The organism is Coprobacillus sp. AF33-1AC (assembly GCF_003475785.1).
Classification (GTDB): Bacteria; Bacillota_I; Bacilli_A; order Erysipelotrichales; family Coprobacillaceae; genus Faecalibacillus.
Genome location: NZ_QRQB01000005.1, coordinates 1 through 16,995, shown reverse-complemented (window position 1 = coordinate 16,995; position 16,995 = coordinate 1). Strand labels below are relative to the sequence as shown.

Here is a 16,995-nt window from a genome sequence, read left to right as displayed (position 1 = left end):
TTTGTATACAATTTATGCTAATATAGTACCAACAAGAGGTGATCAATATGAAAAAACTTATTTTTGTACAATTAAATCACCATCACCATTGGAATACATAGGGTTATATCATTTGATGATACAGCCCATTTTCACTATATATTAAGGGCGTATCTAATGGCACAATAAAGAACAACGAGTCATTAGTCAATGACTCGTTTTTTAGTAGGGGGACATAGAATGGAAGAGTTTCAGTATTTAATACCAGAAGAAAGCATTGATGCAATTATTACAAATGTATCAAAATTAAGAGAAATAGAGAATAATTTAAGGGGGATTTTTTCTAGTCATGGGTACAATGAGGTTTTAATGCCATCGTTTGAATATGTTGACTTGTATACCAAGTTAGATTGCGGCTTTGAATTAGATAAAATGTTTCAATATATTAATCATGAGGGTAAAAATGTAGCAATGAGGTTGGATTTTACAATTCCACTAGCTCGTCTTTATGCTAACAGTCATAATCAGGATGTTGCACGTTATTGTTATTTTGGTAAAGTATACCGTAAAGAAACGATGCATAAAGGTAGAAGTAGCGAATTTTTTCAAGGTGGGGTCGAATTGATGAATCTGCCTGGTCTTCAAGGTGATTTGGAATGCATGAATATGATTCAACAATCATTAAAATATTTAGCTTTAAAAAACATTTTAATTGAATTAGGTTCTGCTAAATTTTACAATCGATTATTAGAATTAGTAGAAGATAAAAAGGATGATTTGACACATATTTTAAGATTAAGAGACATCAGTGGTATGAAAAAGTTTGTTGAAGAAAATTATTTTTATGATGGACTTAATCAATTATTATTAAAATTACCTACGGCCTTTGGAAATATTGATTTATTAGAAGAAGCTATTGATACCATTAAAGATCAGGAATTAAAAGATGCATTAATTGAATTAAGAGATTTATATAATTCACTTGAAAATAAAGAACATATTATTTTTGATTTGGGAATGGTTCCGACAATGAAATATTATACTGGTTTAATGATTAAGGGTTATAGCGATCAATCAGCTTCACCTATTATCTCAGGGGGAAGATATGATGATTTATTACCACGTTTTAATCGTCAGGCAAGTGCGATAGGATTTTGTTATCACATGAATCATATTTTAAAAGCGATTGAAAGAGAAGGTGAAATCAATGATTAAGATTGCAATTACAAAAGGGCGAATAGAAAAACAGGTTTGTAAATTATTACAACAGGCAGGATTTGATATGGATCCTATTATTAATAAGGATAGAGAATTATTAATTGAAACTAAAGATGGATTTTCGGTTATTTTTGGTAAGCCTAATGACGTGGTTACTTTTTTGGAACATGGAATTGTTGATATAGGTTTTGTTGGTAAAGATACATTGGATGATGTTGATTTTGATGATTATGATGAATTGCTTGATTTAAATATTGGTAAATGCTTTTTTGCAGTGGCTGCTTATCCAGAGTATCGCACGAAAGATTTTAAAAGAAGAAAGAAAATCGCTAGTAAATATACGAATGTGGCTAAAAAATATTTTGCTTCAAAACAGGAAGATGTTGAAATTATTAAATTAGAAGGATCAGTTGAATTAGGACCGGTAACAGGCATTTCTGATGCAATTGTAGACATTGTTGAAACGGGGTCAACATTAAAAGCAAACGGTTTAGAAGTGATTGAAAAAGTAAGTGATATTTCAACACGTTTGATTGTCAATAAAGTAAGTTTTAAATTTAAAAAAGCTGAAATTATGAATGTTGTTAATAAATTAGAAAATGTTATAGGGGGATAAAACATGTTAAAAACGATTAATTATAACGGGGATTTAAAAGAAATAGCTAATAAATTAAATAATCGTAAAGAAGAAATTAGCGAAGAAGTAAACAATGCAGTAAATGGCATTATTCAAGATATACGAAAAAATGGGAATCAAGCACTGTTTGATTACTGTAAAAAATTTGATGGCTATGAAATAAAAGATGAACAAGATTTGATAGTAAGTGATGCTGAAAAAGAAGCGGCTTTAAAAGAAGTAGACGAGGATTATATTCGTATTTTAGAAAGAACAAAAAAACAAATTACAGAATTTCATAAGAATCAAATTGATAAATCATGGTCTTTATATAAAGACAATGGTGTTATTATGGGACAAATGGTAAGACCGATTGAAAGAGTAGCTTTATATGTACCAGGAGGTACAGCAAGTTATCCTTCAACAGTTTTAATGAATGCTGTTCCGGCTAAGCTTGCTGGAGTGAAAGATTTAGTTATTATTACACCAGTTAAAGCAGATGGTAAAGTCAATCCGGTCATCGTTGCAGCAGCTAAAGTCAGTGGTGTTAATACCATTTATAAATTTGGGGGAGCACAAGGGGTGGCTGCAATAGCAAATGGAACAGAAACAATAAAAAAAGCAGATAAAATTGTTGGACCAGGTAACATCTATGTTGCTACAGCAAAGAAATTGAGTTATGGGGTTGTCGATATTGACATGGTAGCAGGACCAAGTGAGGTCTTAATTATTGCTGATGAAAAAGCTAATCCAAAGTATATTGCTGCTGATTTAATGTCACAGGCAGAACATGATAAGCTTGCTAGTGCTATGCTTGTAACAACAAGCCAATCATTAGTTGAAGAAGTTAACAAAGAACTAAAAAGACAAATAGCATATTTATCAAGAAAAGAAATTATTGAAGAATCATTGAAAAACTATGGAGGTGCTATTATTGTAGATAATTTAGATGAAGCTTTTGAAGTTTCTAATTATCTTGCACCGGAACATTTAGAAATATTAGTTGAAAATCCTGTTAATACATTACCAAAAATAAAAAATGCTGGTTCAATCTTTTTAGGAGAATATACTCCAGAACCATTAGGAGATTATATGTCAGGAACAAACCATGTTTTACCTACAGGTGGAACAGCAAAATTCTATTCTGCTTTAGGTGTTTATGATTACGTTAAATATTCATCTTATAGCTATTATCCTAAAAACGTTTTAGAAACATTCAAAGATGACGTCCAAACATTTGCTAAAAGTGAAGGATTAGATGCTCATGCTAATTCAATTGCAGTAAGATTCGAGGATCAATAATATGAGAACAGCGACAATAAAAAGAGAAACTAAAGAAACAAAAATTAACCTTACTTTAAATTTGGATGGAGAAGGACAATCATCTATTAATACAGGGGTTGGCTTTTTAGATCATATGTTGACTTTGCTTGCGTTTCATGGTCAATTTGATTTGAATTTAACATGTGATGGTGATTTGCAAGTTGACAGTCATCATACAGTGGAAGATATAGGCATTGCTTTGGGAGATGCATTAACTGAATGTTTAGGTGATAAACGAGGTATTTATCGTTATGGTAGTTTTACAATTCCAATGGATGAAGCATTGGTAACGGTTGATTTAGATATCAGTGGTCGTGCTTTCTTGGTCTATCATGTTCCAGATTTACCAACAGTAATTTTAGGGAATTATGAAACTGAGATGACAGAAGAATTTTTTAGAGCATTAGCGACACATGGCAATTTGACTTTACATATTAATGAACACTATGGCAAAAATAGTCATCATATTATTGAGGCTTGTTTTAAAGCCTTAGGACGTGCTTTAAAACAAGCAGTTAAAATTGATCCTGAAAATGCGGATAAAGTAAGTTCTTCAAAGGGTGTTTTATAAATCTTTTAGGGGGGATATCATGTTAGCTATTATTGATTATAACTTGGGGAATTTAAAAAGTGTTTATGGCGCTTTGAAAAGAATTGGTCTTGATCCTATTATTACAAGAGATCAAGATGTTATTAGACAAGCAGATGGAATTGTTTTACCGGGTGTTGGAGCATTTCCAGTAGCTATGGAAAATCTAAAAAAATATGATTTAATTGATGTATTAAATGAAAAAAAGGAACAAGGGACACCTATATTAGGTATTTGTTTAGGTATGCAAATATTGTTTGATTGGGGTTATGAGGTAGAAAAAACAGCAGGGTTAGGATTTATTCCAGGAACTGTTGAATTTATGGATATAGATGAAAAGATTCCACACATGGGATGGAATCAGCTTCATTTCAATCAAAAACATCCATTATTAAAATATATTAATGAAAATGAAGATGTTTATTTTGTTCATTCTTATTATGCAAAATGTGATCCACAATATTTAGTGGCTTACAGTGATTATGGAAAAGCTAATATCACAGCAATTGTGGCTAATAAAAATGTAATGGGATGTCAGTTCCATCCTGAAAAAAGTGGAACGGTCGGACAAAATTTATTAAAGGCATTTAAGGAGATGATATCATGTTAGTTATACCAGCGATAGATTTAAAAGATGGACAAGCAGTAAGATTGTTTAAGGGAGATTACAATCAAAAAACAGTTTATAGTCATCATCCTGAACAGTTAGCGCAACATTTTGAACAGTTAGGTGCCAAGATTCTTCATGTTGTTGATTTGGATGGAGCTAAAGATGGACAATGCATCAATTTAGAAACGATTAAAAAAATTAGAAATGCGACTTCAATGAATTTAGAATTAGGTGGCGGAATCCGTAATATGGAAACTGTTGATTTATATTTAAATGAAGTAGGTATTGATCGTGTTATTTTAGGAACAGCAGCTATTGAAAATCCAAAATTTTTAAAAGAAGCCCTTGATAAATATGGACCTCAAAGAATTGTTGTTGGTGTTGATGTAAAAAATGGTTTTGTTTCAACATCAGGCTGGCTACAAACAAGTCAAGTAGCTTATCTTGATTTTATTAAACAATTAGAAAACTTAGGGGTAAAATATATTGTTGCGACGGATATTTCAAAAGATGGAACTTTAACAGGACCTAACTTTGATATGTATGATCAAATTTATCAACATAGTTCAATTCAATTTGTTGTTTCTGGTGGTATTAAAGATTTTGATAACATTAAAGCTGTAGCTGATAAGGGCTATTATGCTTGTATCGTCGGAAAGGCTTATTATGAAAATAAAGTTGACTTAAAGGAGGCGATTACATGCTTACAAAAAGGATAATTCCTTGTTTAGATATTAAGGATGGTAAGGTTGTTAAGGGCATCAATTTTGTTGGTTTAAAAGATGTGGGTGATCCTATTGAACTAGCCAAAAAATATGACTTACAATGTGCTGATGAAGTTGTTTTTTTAGATATAACCGCTTCATATGAAAAAAGAGATATTATTAAAGATTTAATAGCACGTGGAGCCAGTGAGCTTACAATTCCTTTAGCTGTAGGAGGGGGAATTCGTACTCTTGATGATTTTAGAACGATTTTAGCAAGTGGTGCTGACAAAGTGTCCGTTAATTCAGCAGCTATAGCAAATCCACAATTAATTGAAGATGCTGCCAAAGAATTTGGTGTTCAATGCGTTGTTGTGGCCATTGATGCTAAAAAAAGAGATGATGGTAGTGGTTATGATGTTTATGTCAAAGGTGGCAGAGAAAATACTGGCATTGATTTAATTGACTGGGTAACGAAATGTCAATCATTAGGTGCTGGAGAGATTTTATTAACTTCTATGGATGCTGATGGAACAAAAGCAGGATATGACATTGACATGATTAATGCAGTCTGTCAAGTTGTAGATATACCGGTTATTGCCAGTGGTGGTTGTGGAAGTATTCAAGATATTATTGATGTATTTGAAAAAACAAATTGTGATGCTGCACTTGTTGCTTCTTTATTTCACTTTGATGAAGCAACAGTAGAAGATGTCAGAGAGGCATGTAGACAACATCATATAAATGTAAGGAGAGCAAAATGAGACCAGATTTTAAAAAAATGGAATTAATTCCAGCAATTGTACAAGATTATCAAACAAAAGAAGTATTAATGCTTGCTTATGTTAATGAAGAAGCTTATGATAAAATGCTTGAGATTGGTCAAACTGTATTTTATTCAAGAAGTCGAAAAAAACTATGGCACAAAGGAGAAGAATCAGGACATTTTCAAGATGTTAAAGGAATCCATTTAGATTGTGATCTAGATACTTTACTTATTTATGTTAAGCAAACAGGAGCTGCTTGCCACACTGGTGCTTATTCTTGTTTCTTTAATGAAGTGAAACCATATGACAGCGTAGATATCTTTAAAGAATTAGAAAATTTAATTGCTGATCGTAAAGTTCATCCAAAAGAAAAATCATATACTAATTATCTTTTAAATGAAGGTGTAGATAAGATTTGTAAAAAAGTTGGTGAAGAAGCAAGTGAAACAATTATTGCTGCTAAAAATGATAATAAAGATGAACTCGTAGGTGAGATTAGTGATTTATTGTATCATGTCTTTGTATTAATGAATGATCGTGGAGTAGCTTTATCTGATATTCAAAATAAACTTAAAGCGCGTCATCAAATTACAGGAAATAAAAAAGAATTTCATACGAGAGGAGAATATTAAGGAGAGCATTCTCCTTTTTTAATAAAACTATGAAAACAATAGATTATCATATGCATACATGTTTTTCTGGTGATAGTGAGGCCAATCCCAGAGAACATGTTTTACAAGCTATAAAGATGAATTTGGATGAAATTTGTTTTACAGATCATCGGGATTTTGATTATCCTATTGATTCTTTTGAATTAGACGTTGAAAACTATTATCAAACAATTCAGTCATTAAAAGAAGAATTTAAAGATAAAATTAAAATTAAATGGGGAATTGAAATAGGGTTGGATTTAGATCATAAGGAAGAAATTAATCAATTAATTGCTCAATACCCTTTTGATTTTGTAATTGGATCAATTCATGTTATCCATCATACAGAATTTTATTATGGTGAATTCTTTAAAAATAAATCTAAAGAACAAGCTCACCAAGAGTTTTTTGAGGAAACATTAAAATGTGTTCAAGAATTCGATTGTTTTAATGTGTTAGGTCATTTAGACTACATTGTTCGCTATGGCCCTTATCAAGATAAAAGTGTAGATCATCAAAAGTATCAAGATATTATTGATGAAATATTTAAAACATTAATAAAAAAAGGAAAAGGTATAGAAGTAAATACATCTGGATATCGAGATTTGAAAACATGTGGTTTTCCTAATTTTGAACAAGTACAAAGATATTATGATATAGGAGGACGCATTATTACAGTTGGAACTGATAGTCATACTAGTGATCGAGTAGGTGAAAACTGTTTAACAGTTGTAAAAAAATTAAAAGAAATAGGCTTTAATGATGTAAGTACGTTTACATTACAAGTGAAGGACTTGATGACTATTGATTAAATTATAAAAGGAAGTGTAAAAAATGACATATGAAGAAATGATAGAAGATGAAACAGTCATTGAGGGAATGAATACAAAAGTCATGAGCGACGAAGAGATGGATACAATATATATACCAGATGTTGAATATATGAATCTTGATGGTATAAGCCGTGTTTTACAGATACTTATGCCTCGAAAAAGAAATATGAATCATGAAAAATATCCATTAATTATTTATGTTCAAGGGTCAGCATGGCATCAACAAAATGTTTATCAACATGTAGGTCAACTTAATTATTTATGCAAACAGGGGTTTGTTGTTGCTATTGTACAATATCGTGAAAGCGACATAGCTCCCTTTCCAGCCCAGATTGAAGATACAAAAACAGCGATTCGTTTTTTAAAAAAACATAGTGAAGAATATTATATCGACAATAAAAATACTTTTTTATTTGGTGATTCTTCTGGTGGACATGTTGCTTTACTTACTGGACTTACATCTCATTTAAATATGCTGGATAGTCATTTATATGAAGAATATTCTTGTGATATAAAAGGAATTATTGATTTTTATGGTGTTGTTGATATTACCATGGAAGATGGTTTTCCTACAACAAAAAATCATCAGCAACCTGACAGTCCAGAAGGATATTTAATAGGAAGAAAAAATGTTTTAGACAATCTCGATATAGCTTATCAAACAAATCCTATTCATTACTTAGACGGTGATATTCCGCCGATATTGATTGCTCATGGAACTAAAGATCGTCTTGTTGCCTTTAAACAAAGTGTAAAACTATACCAAGCTTTATTAGATAAAAATAAAGAGGTTGTTTTTTATCGAATGAAAGGTGCTGACCATGGTGGACCGATGTTTTTTTGTGAAGAAATGTTAGATGAAGTTGTTAAATTTATTAAAAAACATTTATCTTAAAAAGATAGGATGTATTTATAAGGTTGCGCAATTAAAGTAAAGGATTAGACATCTTTTGATTAAACTATGATATAATAATATATATAGGAGGTTAAGTTATGGAATTATATACAAAAGAAAGTTTAAAAACAGTAATGAAAGGCAATGAAGGTCATGATTTTATTTTACCTAAACCATTATTTGAAACACATCAATATGCAACAATTCGTTTAGAAGCAAAGTTAGCTTATGCAGCTATTTTAGATATACTTATGTCAAAAGCACAATATACTAAAGAAAATCTAGCATTTATTAAGGTTGATAATCCTGAAATAAAAAATACTTTAGCTCGTTTAGCTAATAAAGAAGTTAATCAAGAAAAGATGTTAAAATACATTGAAGAATTAGATCAAGTAAACTTAATTAAGGTAGAAGGACAAAATCTTTTTGTCTATGATTTAGGGTAATGATACAATATTTAGCACATATTTTTATAAAAAATCATCAAGATTATGCCAATATTAAAGTAAGAGAGCAGTACGGTTCATTATGTTCAATACTATCTATTATTTGTAATATTACATTAGTGTGTTTTAAAATTACCATGGGTTTTATTACTCATAGTGTAGCCATTATGGCTGATGGGTTTAATAACTTGTCTGATGTAGGAAGTAACTTGGCTTCATTATTTGGTTTTAAATTATCTAATAAACATGCTGATAGTGAACATCCTTATGGGCATGGTCGTTATGAATATATTGCAGGTTTAGTTATTTCCTTTTTAATTTTATTGGTAGGAATACAATCATTAAAAGATTCTGTATTAAAGATTATTTATCCAGAAAAAGTATTATTCAGTTGGATTGCTGTTATTATTTTGATTGCTTCTATTTTTATTAAATTATGGATGTATCATTTTAATGCTTTCGTTGGTAAAAAGATAGATTCATCTACATTAAAAGCAGCAAGTCAAGATAGTTTGAATGATGTTATGACAACTTTTGCTACTTTATGTTCATTAGTTTTAACATTATTTACTACGTTACCTGTAGATGGTATTTTTGGTACAATCGTTTCAATTATCGTGTTAAAAGCAGGGGTTGAAGTTTTTAAAGATACGGTTAATCCACTGTTAGGTCTTGCTCCAGATAAAGAGTTTATTCAAGAAATTAAAGATTTTATTATGTCATTTGATAAACCGTTAGGAGTACATGATATTTTGTTACATGATTATGGTCCTGGACGTTTGTTTTTAACATTACATGTGGAAGTAAATTGTCATGATGATATGATGGTCGTACATGATCAAATTGATTTAATTGAAAGAGGCATACATGAAAAATTTCATATATTGACAACAATTCATATGGATCCAATTGATGTTGAAAACAAAGATATGATAAAGTATCGTGATTTAACTCAAAAAATAGTACATGATCTTAATCCTGAATATTCGATTCATGATTTTAGAATGGTTCCAGGGAAGACGCATACAAACTTGATTTTTGATGTTGTCGTACCACCATCAGATCAGATTAATCATCAAGAACTAAAAAATATGATTACTAAAAAGATTCAAGAACAATATCCATATTGCTTTACAGTCATTCAAATTGACCATAATTATATGTAAGAGTACATTTTCAAAGTGTGCTCTTTTTTTCTCATTTTGTAAATTATTAGTATAAAAAAATAATTATGCTATAGTTACAAGCGAGGTGAACAGAATGAATAAAAAATATTTCTTTTTTGATATAGATGGGACACTTGCGGTAGGTACACCGGGAAAACAATATATACCAGAATCAACAAAAAAAGCTATAGCATTATTAAAAGAAAAAGGACATTTTGTTGCTATAGCAACAGGAAGAAGCTATGCTATGGCAGTTGATCACATGCATGATTTAGGTTTTGAAAACATGGTAAGTGATGGTGGTAATGGAATTACCATTCATGATCAGTTGATTGATATTAAGCCTTTGGATTATCAAAAATGTATTAATTTGATTAATGAGTGTAAAGAAAAAGGATTTATTTGGGCTATTTCACCAGATAATAAAACGAGAAGATTAGCACCAGATCATCGCTTTTATGATTTTACGCATGATGTTTATATGAAAACAGAAGTGAAAGAAGGATTGAATCCTTTAGATTATGATAAAATTTACAAAGTGTATATAGCTTGTTATAGTCCTGAGGAACAACAATTAGAATCATTAAAAGAGCTTCCTTGGTGTCGTTTTCATAAAGAATATTTATTTGTGGAACCAGGTGATAAATCGGTAGGAATTAAAATGATTGTCGATCACTTTCAAGGTGATTATAAAGATGTTGTTGTTTTTGGCGATGAAAAGAATGATTTAAGCATGTTTAGAGATGAATGGACAAGTATTGCTATGGGAAATGCTATTGATGAACTTAAAGCTAAAGCAACTTATGTTACTGATGATTGTGATAAAGATGGTATTTATAATGCTTGTAAACATTTTGGTTGGATTGATTAAAGTCATATAAATGACTTTTTTTCGTTATGGAGTATAATAGATATGTGGAGGGAAACATGTGTTAAAAATAAATCATATTATAAAAAAAGTAAATCAGGATTATCGTCTAATTGCTATTAGTGATATTCATTCCCATCTAGATCGTTTTAAATCGCTGTTAGAACGCGTTCATTATCAAAAAGGTGATTATTTAGTTATTGTTGGAGATTTTGTTGAAAAGGGAACCCAAACATTACAAACTATAAGATATTTAAAACAGTTACAACAAGAATCAAATCGAGTATTTGTATTATTAGGTAATTGCGAGTATGCAATAGAAACACTCATCAATGATCAACGTTATGCTAGTCAAATGATGCATTATGTCAGTCATATTGGTAAAAGCGGGATGATAGATCAAGCATTAACTGCTTTAAAACTGGATAGAAAAGCTGATCCTCATTATTTACAAAAACAAGTTCAAACTTATTTAAAGCCTTATCTAGATTACTTACATACATTACCATTATCTTTACATTTTAATGAATTTTTATTCATTCATGCTGGCATAGAAAAAAGAACAGATTGGTATAATGGCTCTTTATCATCAATGATTGAAACAAAAACTTTTTATCAAGATGGACATTGTTTGAATGATTATGTTGTAGTTGGTCATTTGCCTACTTCAAATCAATATCAAAATAAAATAGACAATCATATTATTATTAATAATGAAAAAAGGATTATTTGTTTGGATGGTGGAACAGGTGTAAAGATGATTAGTCAAATGAATGCACTTGTTGTTGAATCAAAAAATCATAAATTGACATTAAAAAAAGAATATGTACAACCTTTCCCAATCTATGAAGTTACACATTCTGTAAGTATTAATTCTAAACATGTTCATAAGATAGCATGGCCTCATTTTGAAGTTGAAATATTAAAACAGGGGCAAGAGTTTTCGTTATGTAAACAAATTGATACACAAGCAATTTTTCCAATAAAAAATGAATTTTTATACTATAAAAATAATAAAGCATACTGTTTAGATGATTATATAGATTGTTTTTTATCAGTGAACAAGGGAGATAAAATAAGGATAGCAGGGATTTATGGACATTATGCATATGGAATTTGTCATAATGATGTAGGATGGATTCCATTTGAGTATATAAAAAAATAAGAGCATAGCTCTTATTTTTATTCTTTAAAATACTTTTTTAGTGATGATTCAGCTTGTTGATCAATACTTTTTTCAAGTTTTTCTTTTAAAGAATAAGCTTCTTTTAATTTCTTTTCACTGTCATCAATTTCTTTTAAGACAATATCTTTCATTTGTTCTTTAGTGTAGTCTTTAGATTGATGATGTTTTTTTTCTTGGATGTCGTAAGTAAAGTATTTATCAAACGCATCCTTTGCTTCATCTTCTAATTTTTTTTCTAAATCACTCATATTGTTGCCTTCTTTCTTTTTACACCTGCATTATAGTTCTCGCCTATGATAAATTCAATATATTATTTTAATTTTTTAAAAAAATATTTAAAACATAGTAATTTATAGTATACTATAATAAGTAATATAAATTGGAGGTAAAATAATGGGTTTTAGAGATGACTTTTTATGGGGTGGCGCTGTTGCAGCACACCAATGTGAAGGAGCTTGGCAAGAAGGAGGAAAAGGAATCAGTTGTACTGACGTTGAAACTGCAGGTGATAATGTAACAGGAGCACCAAGAAGATTAACAGATGGTGTTATTCCTGGTGAAGATTATCCTAACCATGTTGGTGTAGACTTCTATCATCATTATAAAGAAGACATTGCTTTAATGGCTGAAATGGGATTTAAAGCATTTAGAACTTCTATTGCATGGACTAGAATTTTTCCAAGAGGGGATGAAGATCAACCTAATGAAGAAGGTTTAAAATTTTATGATGATGTTTTTGATGAATTAATTAAACATGGAATTGAACCAGTTATTACTTTATCACATTTTGAAATGCCTTGGGCATTAGCTAAAGAATATGGTGGTTTTAGAAATCGTAAAGCCATTGATATGTTTGTTAAATTTGCTAAAGTATGTTTTGAAAGATACCAACATAAAGTAAAATACTGGATGACTTTTAATGAAATTAATAATCAAGCTGATGTTACACAACATAACTTGATTCAAGAAGGTGCCATTTTACTTAAAGAAGGTGATGATGCAGAATATTTAATGTATTTATCAGCTCACCATGAGTTAGTTGCTTCAGCATTAGCTGTAAAAGCAGCACATGAAATTAATCCTGATTTACAAGTAGGATGTATGATAGGTATGAACGGTGTTTATCCAGCTTCACCAAAACCAGAAGATGTTATGAATGCATTAGGTGCAATGCATCAAAAATACTGGTATGTAGAAGTTCATGCAAGAGGACATTATCCTCGTCATATCTTAAAGAAATTTGAAAGAAAGGGATATGATTTTATTACTGAAGAAGATAAAGCTATTTTAGAAGCAGGCAAAGTAGATTACATTGGATTCTCTTATTACATGTCATTTGCTACAAAATATCAAGGACGTAATGAAAAGACTTTTGATTATGTACCAGAAGACTTTGTTAGAAATACATATTTAAAAGCTTCTGACTGGGGATGGCAAATTGATCCTTTAGGATTACGTTGGTGTCTAAACTGGTTTAATGATCGTTTTGAATTACCAATGATGATTGTAGAAAATGGTTTTGGTGCTTATGATAAAAAAGAGGCTGATGGTACAATAGATGATCAATATCGAATTGATTATTTAAAAGAACACATTCAAGCGATGAGAGATGCTGTAGATTATGATGGTGTAGATTTATTAGGTTATACAATGTGGTCACCATTTGATATTGTTTCTGCCTCTACTGGTGAATATGATAAACGTTATGGTTTTATCTATGTTAATTATAATAATAAACATGAAGGTGATTTCTCTAGAAGTAAAAAGAAATCATTTGATTGGTATAAACATGTTATCGAAACTAACGGAGAAGAGCTAGATTAAATTAAAAAAGCCTCGTTTTTATGAGGCTTTTTTGTTTTTGTGGACGACAAACCTATAATTTTTCTATATATTCAACAAAAGCAGTACGCCTTTTTTCATAAATATAAGCGTATGTGTTCTTTAGCATTCAATAGAATGTTCCATTCTTTGGCAACTAGACTTTTATTTATTGTAGGATTGGATAGAGGATAATTGGCATGGCTATGTCGAAACCCATAGATAGTAATATGTTTAACATTAACATTCTTTAAATCCTTATTGAACCTATAACGGAATGTACCTGGATATATTGGAATGATAGCATCAAAAACATAATACTAATCATTAAAACCATCTTGTTTTTTTCACGTTTTTATTTTGGTATACGTAATACAATTAAAAAACTTATAGTATCTACATTGAGAGTAGGCAATCTTTGATTTTATTCATTTATTAAATCTTGTAATTTATCTCCTAAATGCGCCAATTGTTTAGCTATTGGTTTTTCATAATTAAAAGATTCTTGATCGTAAATAGATTCAGACAAATCTAACAACTCATCCTCACTATAATCTTTATTTTCATCAATAAAAATATCAAATTTATTCAAAAGTTCAATTTCATTTTTTGTTAAACTTAATCGCATTTCAATCTTCCTTTCCGTCTAATAGTTTTTTAGCAATTTTAAAATGTGTTTTGTGTACTGTGGTTATGATACCAATATTAGGATCTATATAAATTGTAGCATTTATTCTATGATTTTAAATGATGTTTTGCATTGTGTGTCAGTTTTGACTTATTTGTTTTTAGAGGATTTCTAATAGCATCTACTACATCAGCTATGTCTACTTCTCTATCTTGTAATCTATCTTCAAAATGTTCTGAAAAAGAGATATTTTAGTTCTGATAATTTGCCTCATTTCAATTTTATTCTTATCAGATACTTTCTTACTGCTATTATTTGAATCGTAAATTGCAGTACATATTCATTTACTGTGATCATAGAAACCCGATACTGCTTAGGAGACCATTTGCACATTTCAAGGCAGGGAATCTTATCACTTATAATTTTCTAATATAGATAGTATTATAATTGCTAGAATATATATTTTTTCTATATATATTATATAAGAAGATTTTTATTATTGTGGACGACAAATGGACGAAGCAGATTAAAAAAATATGAGTGAATATATGGAGAAAAATGGCTATTTATAGCCAAATAAAAAAGTAATAAAAATAGATGATTAATGGTAAGAAATTATAAATAGTTATTAAAAATGATTGCAGTCTATAGTGATAGACGCAATCATTTTTTTATAATAAAAAGAACTAACTTATGTTAGTTCTCAATATTTAGGCTTCTTTAAGTGTTTCGGGTTCTGGTTTAATCATCTTCATGGTATTCATAATTTTTCTTATATGATATAAACTTTCAGCAATGTTTAAACCATGGTCACCAATTCGTTCAAAGTCAGTTAGAATTTTTGTATAAATAATACTGTTTTCTGTTGTACATTGTTTTTCTTTTAAACGATGTAATTGGTTAACTGTAAATTGATGTTGTGTTTTATCAATATTGTCTTCCATCACATCAACTTTATCAACAAGATTTTTAAATTCATCATAGTCTAAGATAACTAATTCATCAAGAATATTATTACATAGACTTTCCATGATACTGATTTCTTTAATAGCATCAATAGAGAAGTGAGTATCATCTTCAGATAAAGCTTTTGCTCTATTGGCTATATTGATTGCATGATCACCAATTCTTTCTAAATCTGAAGCCACTTTTAAGAATAAGACAATTGTTTGAGATCCTTCGGTAGGAAATTCATTTGAAATAACAGCTGTTGTAAAATCGATAATTTGTTGATTTAAGTAATTAATATATTCTTCATCTTTTAATAAACGTTCATATTTTTCTTGAGAAAAATGATCAAGTAATTCAAATGATCGTTTAACATTATGATTAGCTAAATTTAACATATGTTGACTTTCATTGAATAATTGTGTATTCGCAATAGCACTTGTACCAATATGATAATCATTGTTAAAGATACTAAAATCTAGATATTTAAGTGTCATATGTTCAGTTTCATCATGTTTTTCTGGTAAAACAAGATAAGTTAAATCAACTAATTTAGTACCTATAGGAAGAAGTAAAAGAGTAGTTGTTACGTTAAATATTGTATGAACATTAGCAATCTGTGCTGCTACATTATGTGGTGTAATACTTTCAACTAAATGAGCAAATGGGAATAACATGCTAATTGTAACAAAGATGATGGTTCCAATAATATTGAATGATAAATGAATAATGGTTGTTCGTTTAGCGTTTTTACTTGTTCCAATTGAAGCAAGTACTGATGTAATACATGTTCCGATATTTTGTCCAAATAAAACATAAATAGCAGATGGTAATGTCATTACGCCACTACGAGCCAATGCTTGTAGTATTCCGACTGAAGCAGATGAAGATTGAATAATAGCTGTAAATCCAGCTCCAACTAGAATACCAATAAATGGATTTTGGAATTTAGATATTAATCCTACAAATTCTGGCATTGTTCTTAAAGGAATCATCGCATTAGACATTGTTTCCATTCCGATAAATAAAATACCAAGACCACCAATAACAGTTCCTAATGCATCCAGTTTTTTACTTTTGAAAAAGACAATCATGGCTACACCAATAAAAGCAATTAAAGGGGCAATAGCTGTAATATCAATAGCGATTAACTGACCGGTAATCGTAGTACCAATATTTGCTCCCATAATGACCCATACCGCACTTGTTAGTGACATTAATCCAGAATTAACGAATCCTACAACCATCACTGTTGTTGCAGATGATGATTGAATAATGGCAGTGACTAATGCACCTACTAAAACGCCAAGAAAACGATTGGATGTTAATTTTTCAAGAATTGTTTTCATTTTGTTTCCAGCTGCGAGTTCTAGTCCATTAGACATCATATTCATTCCATATAAAAATAGGGCTAAACCACCTAGCATAGAAAATATATTTGCTAATTTCATACAAAACCTCCTATATCCTTACGTAGATTAACATTTTCTTAACGTAATGTAAATAAACTTTACACTTTCTTAACATTAAATTTATCTTTAGATTGGAATAGACGGTTTTATGCGGGTTTAGGTGAGTTAGATGAAGTTAGAATGAGTTGTTTATCATTTACAAGTAACAAAGACTTTTTAAATAAAATGGATTAGAAGTAAATCTTCTCCATTTCTTTTGACAAATATTCAATTATTTTAAGAATATATCGGTATATTAAAATATCTGTAGCTTAGAGGTCCGCTTTAAAATATCGT

General features: G+C 29.9%; 18 protein-coding genes. 15 read left to right on the top strand and 3 right to left on the bottom strand.

All coding sequences use genetic code 11. The features are described from left to right. The first annotated feature begins 219 nt into the window (after positions 1 to 219). From DWZ53_RS03050 to DWZ53_RS02985, 14 genes are all read left to right on the top strand, one after another. A complete protein-coding gene (locus DWZ53_RS03050; protein ID WP_233541820.1) occupies positions 220 to 1,194 on the top strand; it encodes an ATP phosphoribosyltransferase regulatory subunit in 975 nt (324 codons plus the stop codon). Continuing rightward, on the top strand, positions 1,187 to 1,813 hold the full coding sequence (gene hisG, locus DWZ53_RS03045) for an ATP phosphoribosyltransferase (RefSeq protein WP_118431891.1): 627 nt from the start codon (positions 1,187 to 1,189) through the stop codon (positions 1,811 to 1,813). Before DWZ53_RS03050 ends, hisG begins: the two co-directional genes overlap by 8 nt. 3 nt (positions 1,814 to 1,816) lie before the next feature. Continuing rightward, positions 1,817 to 3,115, top strand: coding sequence for a histidinol dehydrogenase (hisD, locus tag DWZ53_RS03040; protein ID WP_118431890.1), 1,299 nt, complete (start codon positions 1,817 to 1,819; stop codon positions 3,113 to 3,115). Position 3,116: 1 nt separating this feature from the next. Further along, positions 3,117 to 3,707, top strand: coding sequence for an imidazoleglycerol-phosphate dehydratase HisB (gene hisB / locus DWZ53_RS03035; RefSeq protein WP_118431888.1), 591 nt, complete (start codon positions 3,117 to 3,119; stop codon positions 3,705 to 3,707). A gap of 19 nt (positions 3,708 to 3,726) precedes the next feature. Further along, on the top strand, positions 3,727 to 4,335 hold the full coding sequence (gene hisH / locus DWZ53_RS03030) for an imidazole glycerol phosphate synthase subunit HisH (RefSeq protein ID WP_118431887.1): 609 nt from the start codon (positions 3,727 to 3,729) through the stop codon (positions 4,333 to 4,335). Beyond that, entirely contained in the window at positions 4,329 to 5,054 is a 726-nt protein-coding gene (gene hisA, locus DWZ53_RS03025; RefSeq protein WP_118431885.1) for a 1-(5-phosphoribosyl)-5-[(5-phosphoribosylamino)methylideneamino]imidazole-4-carboxamide isomerase, read from the top strand. Before hisH ends, hisA begins: the two co-directional genes overlap by 7 nt. Then, positions 5,036 to 5,803 (top strand): imidazole glycerol phosphate synthase subunit HisF, encoded by a 768-nt coding sequence (gene hisF / locus DWZ53_RS03020; RefSeq protein ID WP_118431883.1) that lies wholly within the window; start codon positions 5,036 to 5,038, stop codon positions 5,801 to 5,803. Before hisA ends, hisF begins: the two co-directional genes overlap by 19 nt. Continuing rightward, positions 5,800 to 6,438 carry a bifunctional phosphoribosyl-AMP cyclohydrolase/phosphoribosyl-ATP diphosphatase HisIE gene (hisIE, locus tag DWZ53_RS03015; RefSeq protein ID WP_118431881.1) on the top strand — a complete coding sequence of 213 codons (639 nt, stop codon included), beginning with the start codon at positions 5,800 to 5,802 and terminating at the stop codon, positions 6,436 to 6,438. Before hisF ends, hisIE begins: the two co-directional genes overlap by 4 nt. Before the next feature lie 29 nt (positions 6,439 to 6,467). Further along, positions 6,468 to 7,268 carry a histidinol-phosphatase HisJ family protein gene (locus DWZ53_RS03010; protein WP_118431879.1) on the top strand — a complete coding sequence of 267 codons (801 nt, stop codon included), beginning with the start codon at positions 6,468 to 6,470 and terminating at the stop codon, positions 7,266 to 7,268. A gap of 22 nt (positions 7,269 to 7,290) precedes the next feature. Beyond that, a complete protein-coding gene (locus DWZ53_RS03005) occupies positions 7,291 to 8,184 on the top strand; it encodes an alpha/beta hydrolase (protein WP_118431877.1) in 894 nt (297 codons plus the stop codon). 98 nt (positions 8,185 to 8,282) lie between these two features. Continuing rightward, on the top strand, positions 8,283 to 8,630 hold the full coding sequence (locus tag DWZ53_RS03000) for a hypothetical protein (protein ID WP_118431875.1): 348 nt from the start codon (positions 8,283 to 8,285) through the stop codon (positions 8,628 to 8,630). Further along, positions 8,630 to 9,796, top strand: a complete 1,167-nt coding sequence (locus DWZ53_RS02995) for a cation diffusion facilitator family transporter (protein WP_118431873.1) — start codon at positions 8,630 to 8,632, stop codon at positions 9,794 to 9,796. Before DWZ53_RS03000 ends, DWZ53_RS02995 begins: the two co-directional genes overlap by 1 nt. A 94-nt stretch (positions 9,797 to 9,890) precedes the next feature. Continuing rightward, a complete protein-coding gene (locus DWZ53_RS02990) occupies positions 9,891 to 10,667 on the top strand; it encodes an HAD-IIB family hydrolase (protein WP_118431871.1) in 777 nt (258 codons plus the stop codon). A gap of 58 nt (positions 10,668 to 10,725) precedes the next feature. Next, positions 10,726 to 11,829, top strand: a complete 1,104-nt coding sequence (locus DWZ53_RS02985) for a metallophosphoesterase (RefSeq protein WP_118431869.1) — start codon at positions 10,726 to 10,728, stop codon at positions 11,827 to 11,829. 17 nt (positions 11,830 to 11,846) lie between these two features. Here the strand turns inward: DWZ53_RS02985 and DWZ53_RS02980 are convergent, their stop codons facing one another. Next, positions 11,847 to 12,098 carry a hypothetical protein gene (locus DWZ53_RS02980; RefSeq protein WP_118431867.1) on the bottom strand — a complete coding sequence of 84 codons (252 nt, stop codon included), beginning with the start codon at positions 12,096 to 12,098 and terminating at the stop codon, positions 11,847 to 11,849. A gap of 145 nt (positions 12,099 to 12,243) precedes the next feature. On the opposite strand from DWZ53_RS02980, the gene DWZ53_RS02975 reads away from it, so the two are divergent. After that, positions 12,244 to 13,674, top strand: coding sequence for a 6-phospho-beta-glucosidase (locus tag DWZ53_RS02975; RefSeq protein WP_118431865.1), 1,431 nt, complete (start codon positions 12,244 to 12,246; stop codon positions 13,672 to 13,674). A gap of 421 nt (positions 13,675 to 14,095) precedes the next feature. Here the strand turns inward: DWZ53_RS02975 and DWZ53_RS02970 are convergent, their stop codons facing one another. Further along, entirely contained in the window at positions 14,096 to 14,299 is a 204-nt protein-coding gene (locus DWZ53_RS02970) for a hypothetical protein (RefSeq protein WP_118431863.1), read from the bottom strand. Positions 14,300 to 15,009: 710 nt separating this feature from the next. After that, entirely contained in the window at positions 15,010 to 16,698 is a 1,689-nt protein-coding gene (locus tag DWZ53_RS02965) for a Na/Pi cotransporter family protein (protein WP_118431861.1), read from the bottom strand. Positions 16,699 to 16,995: the final 297 nt, after the last annotated feature.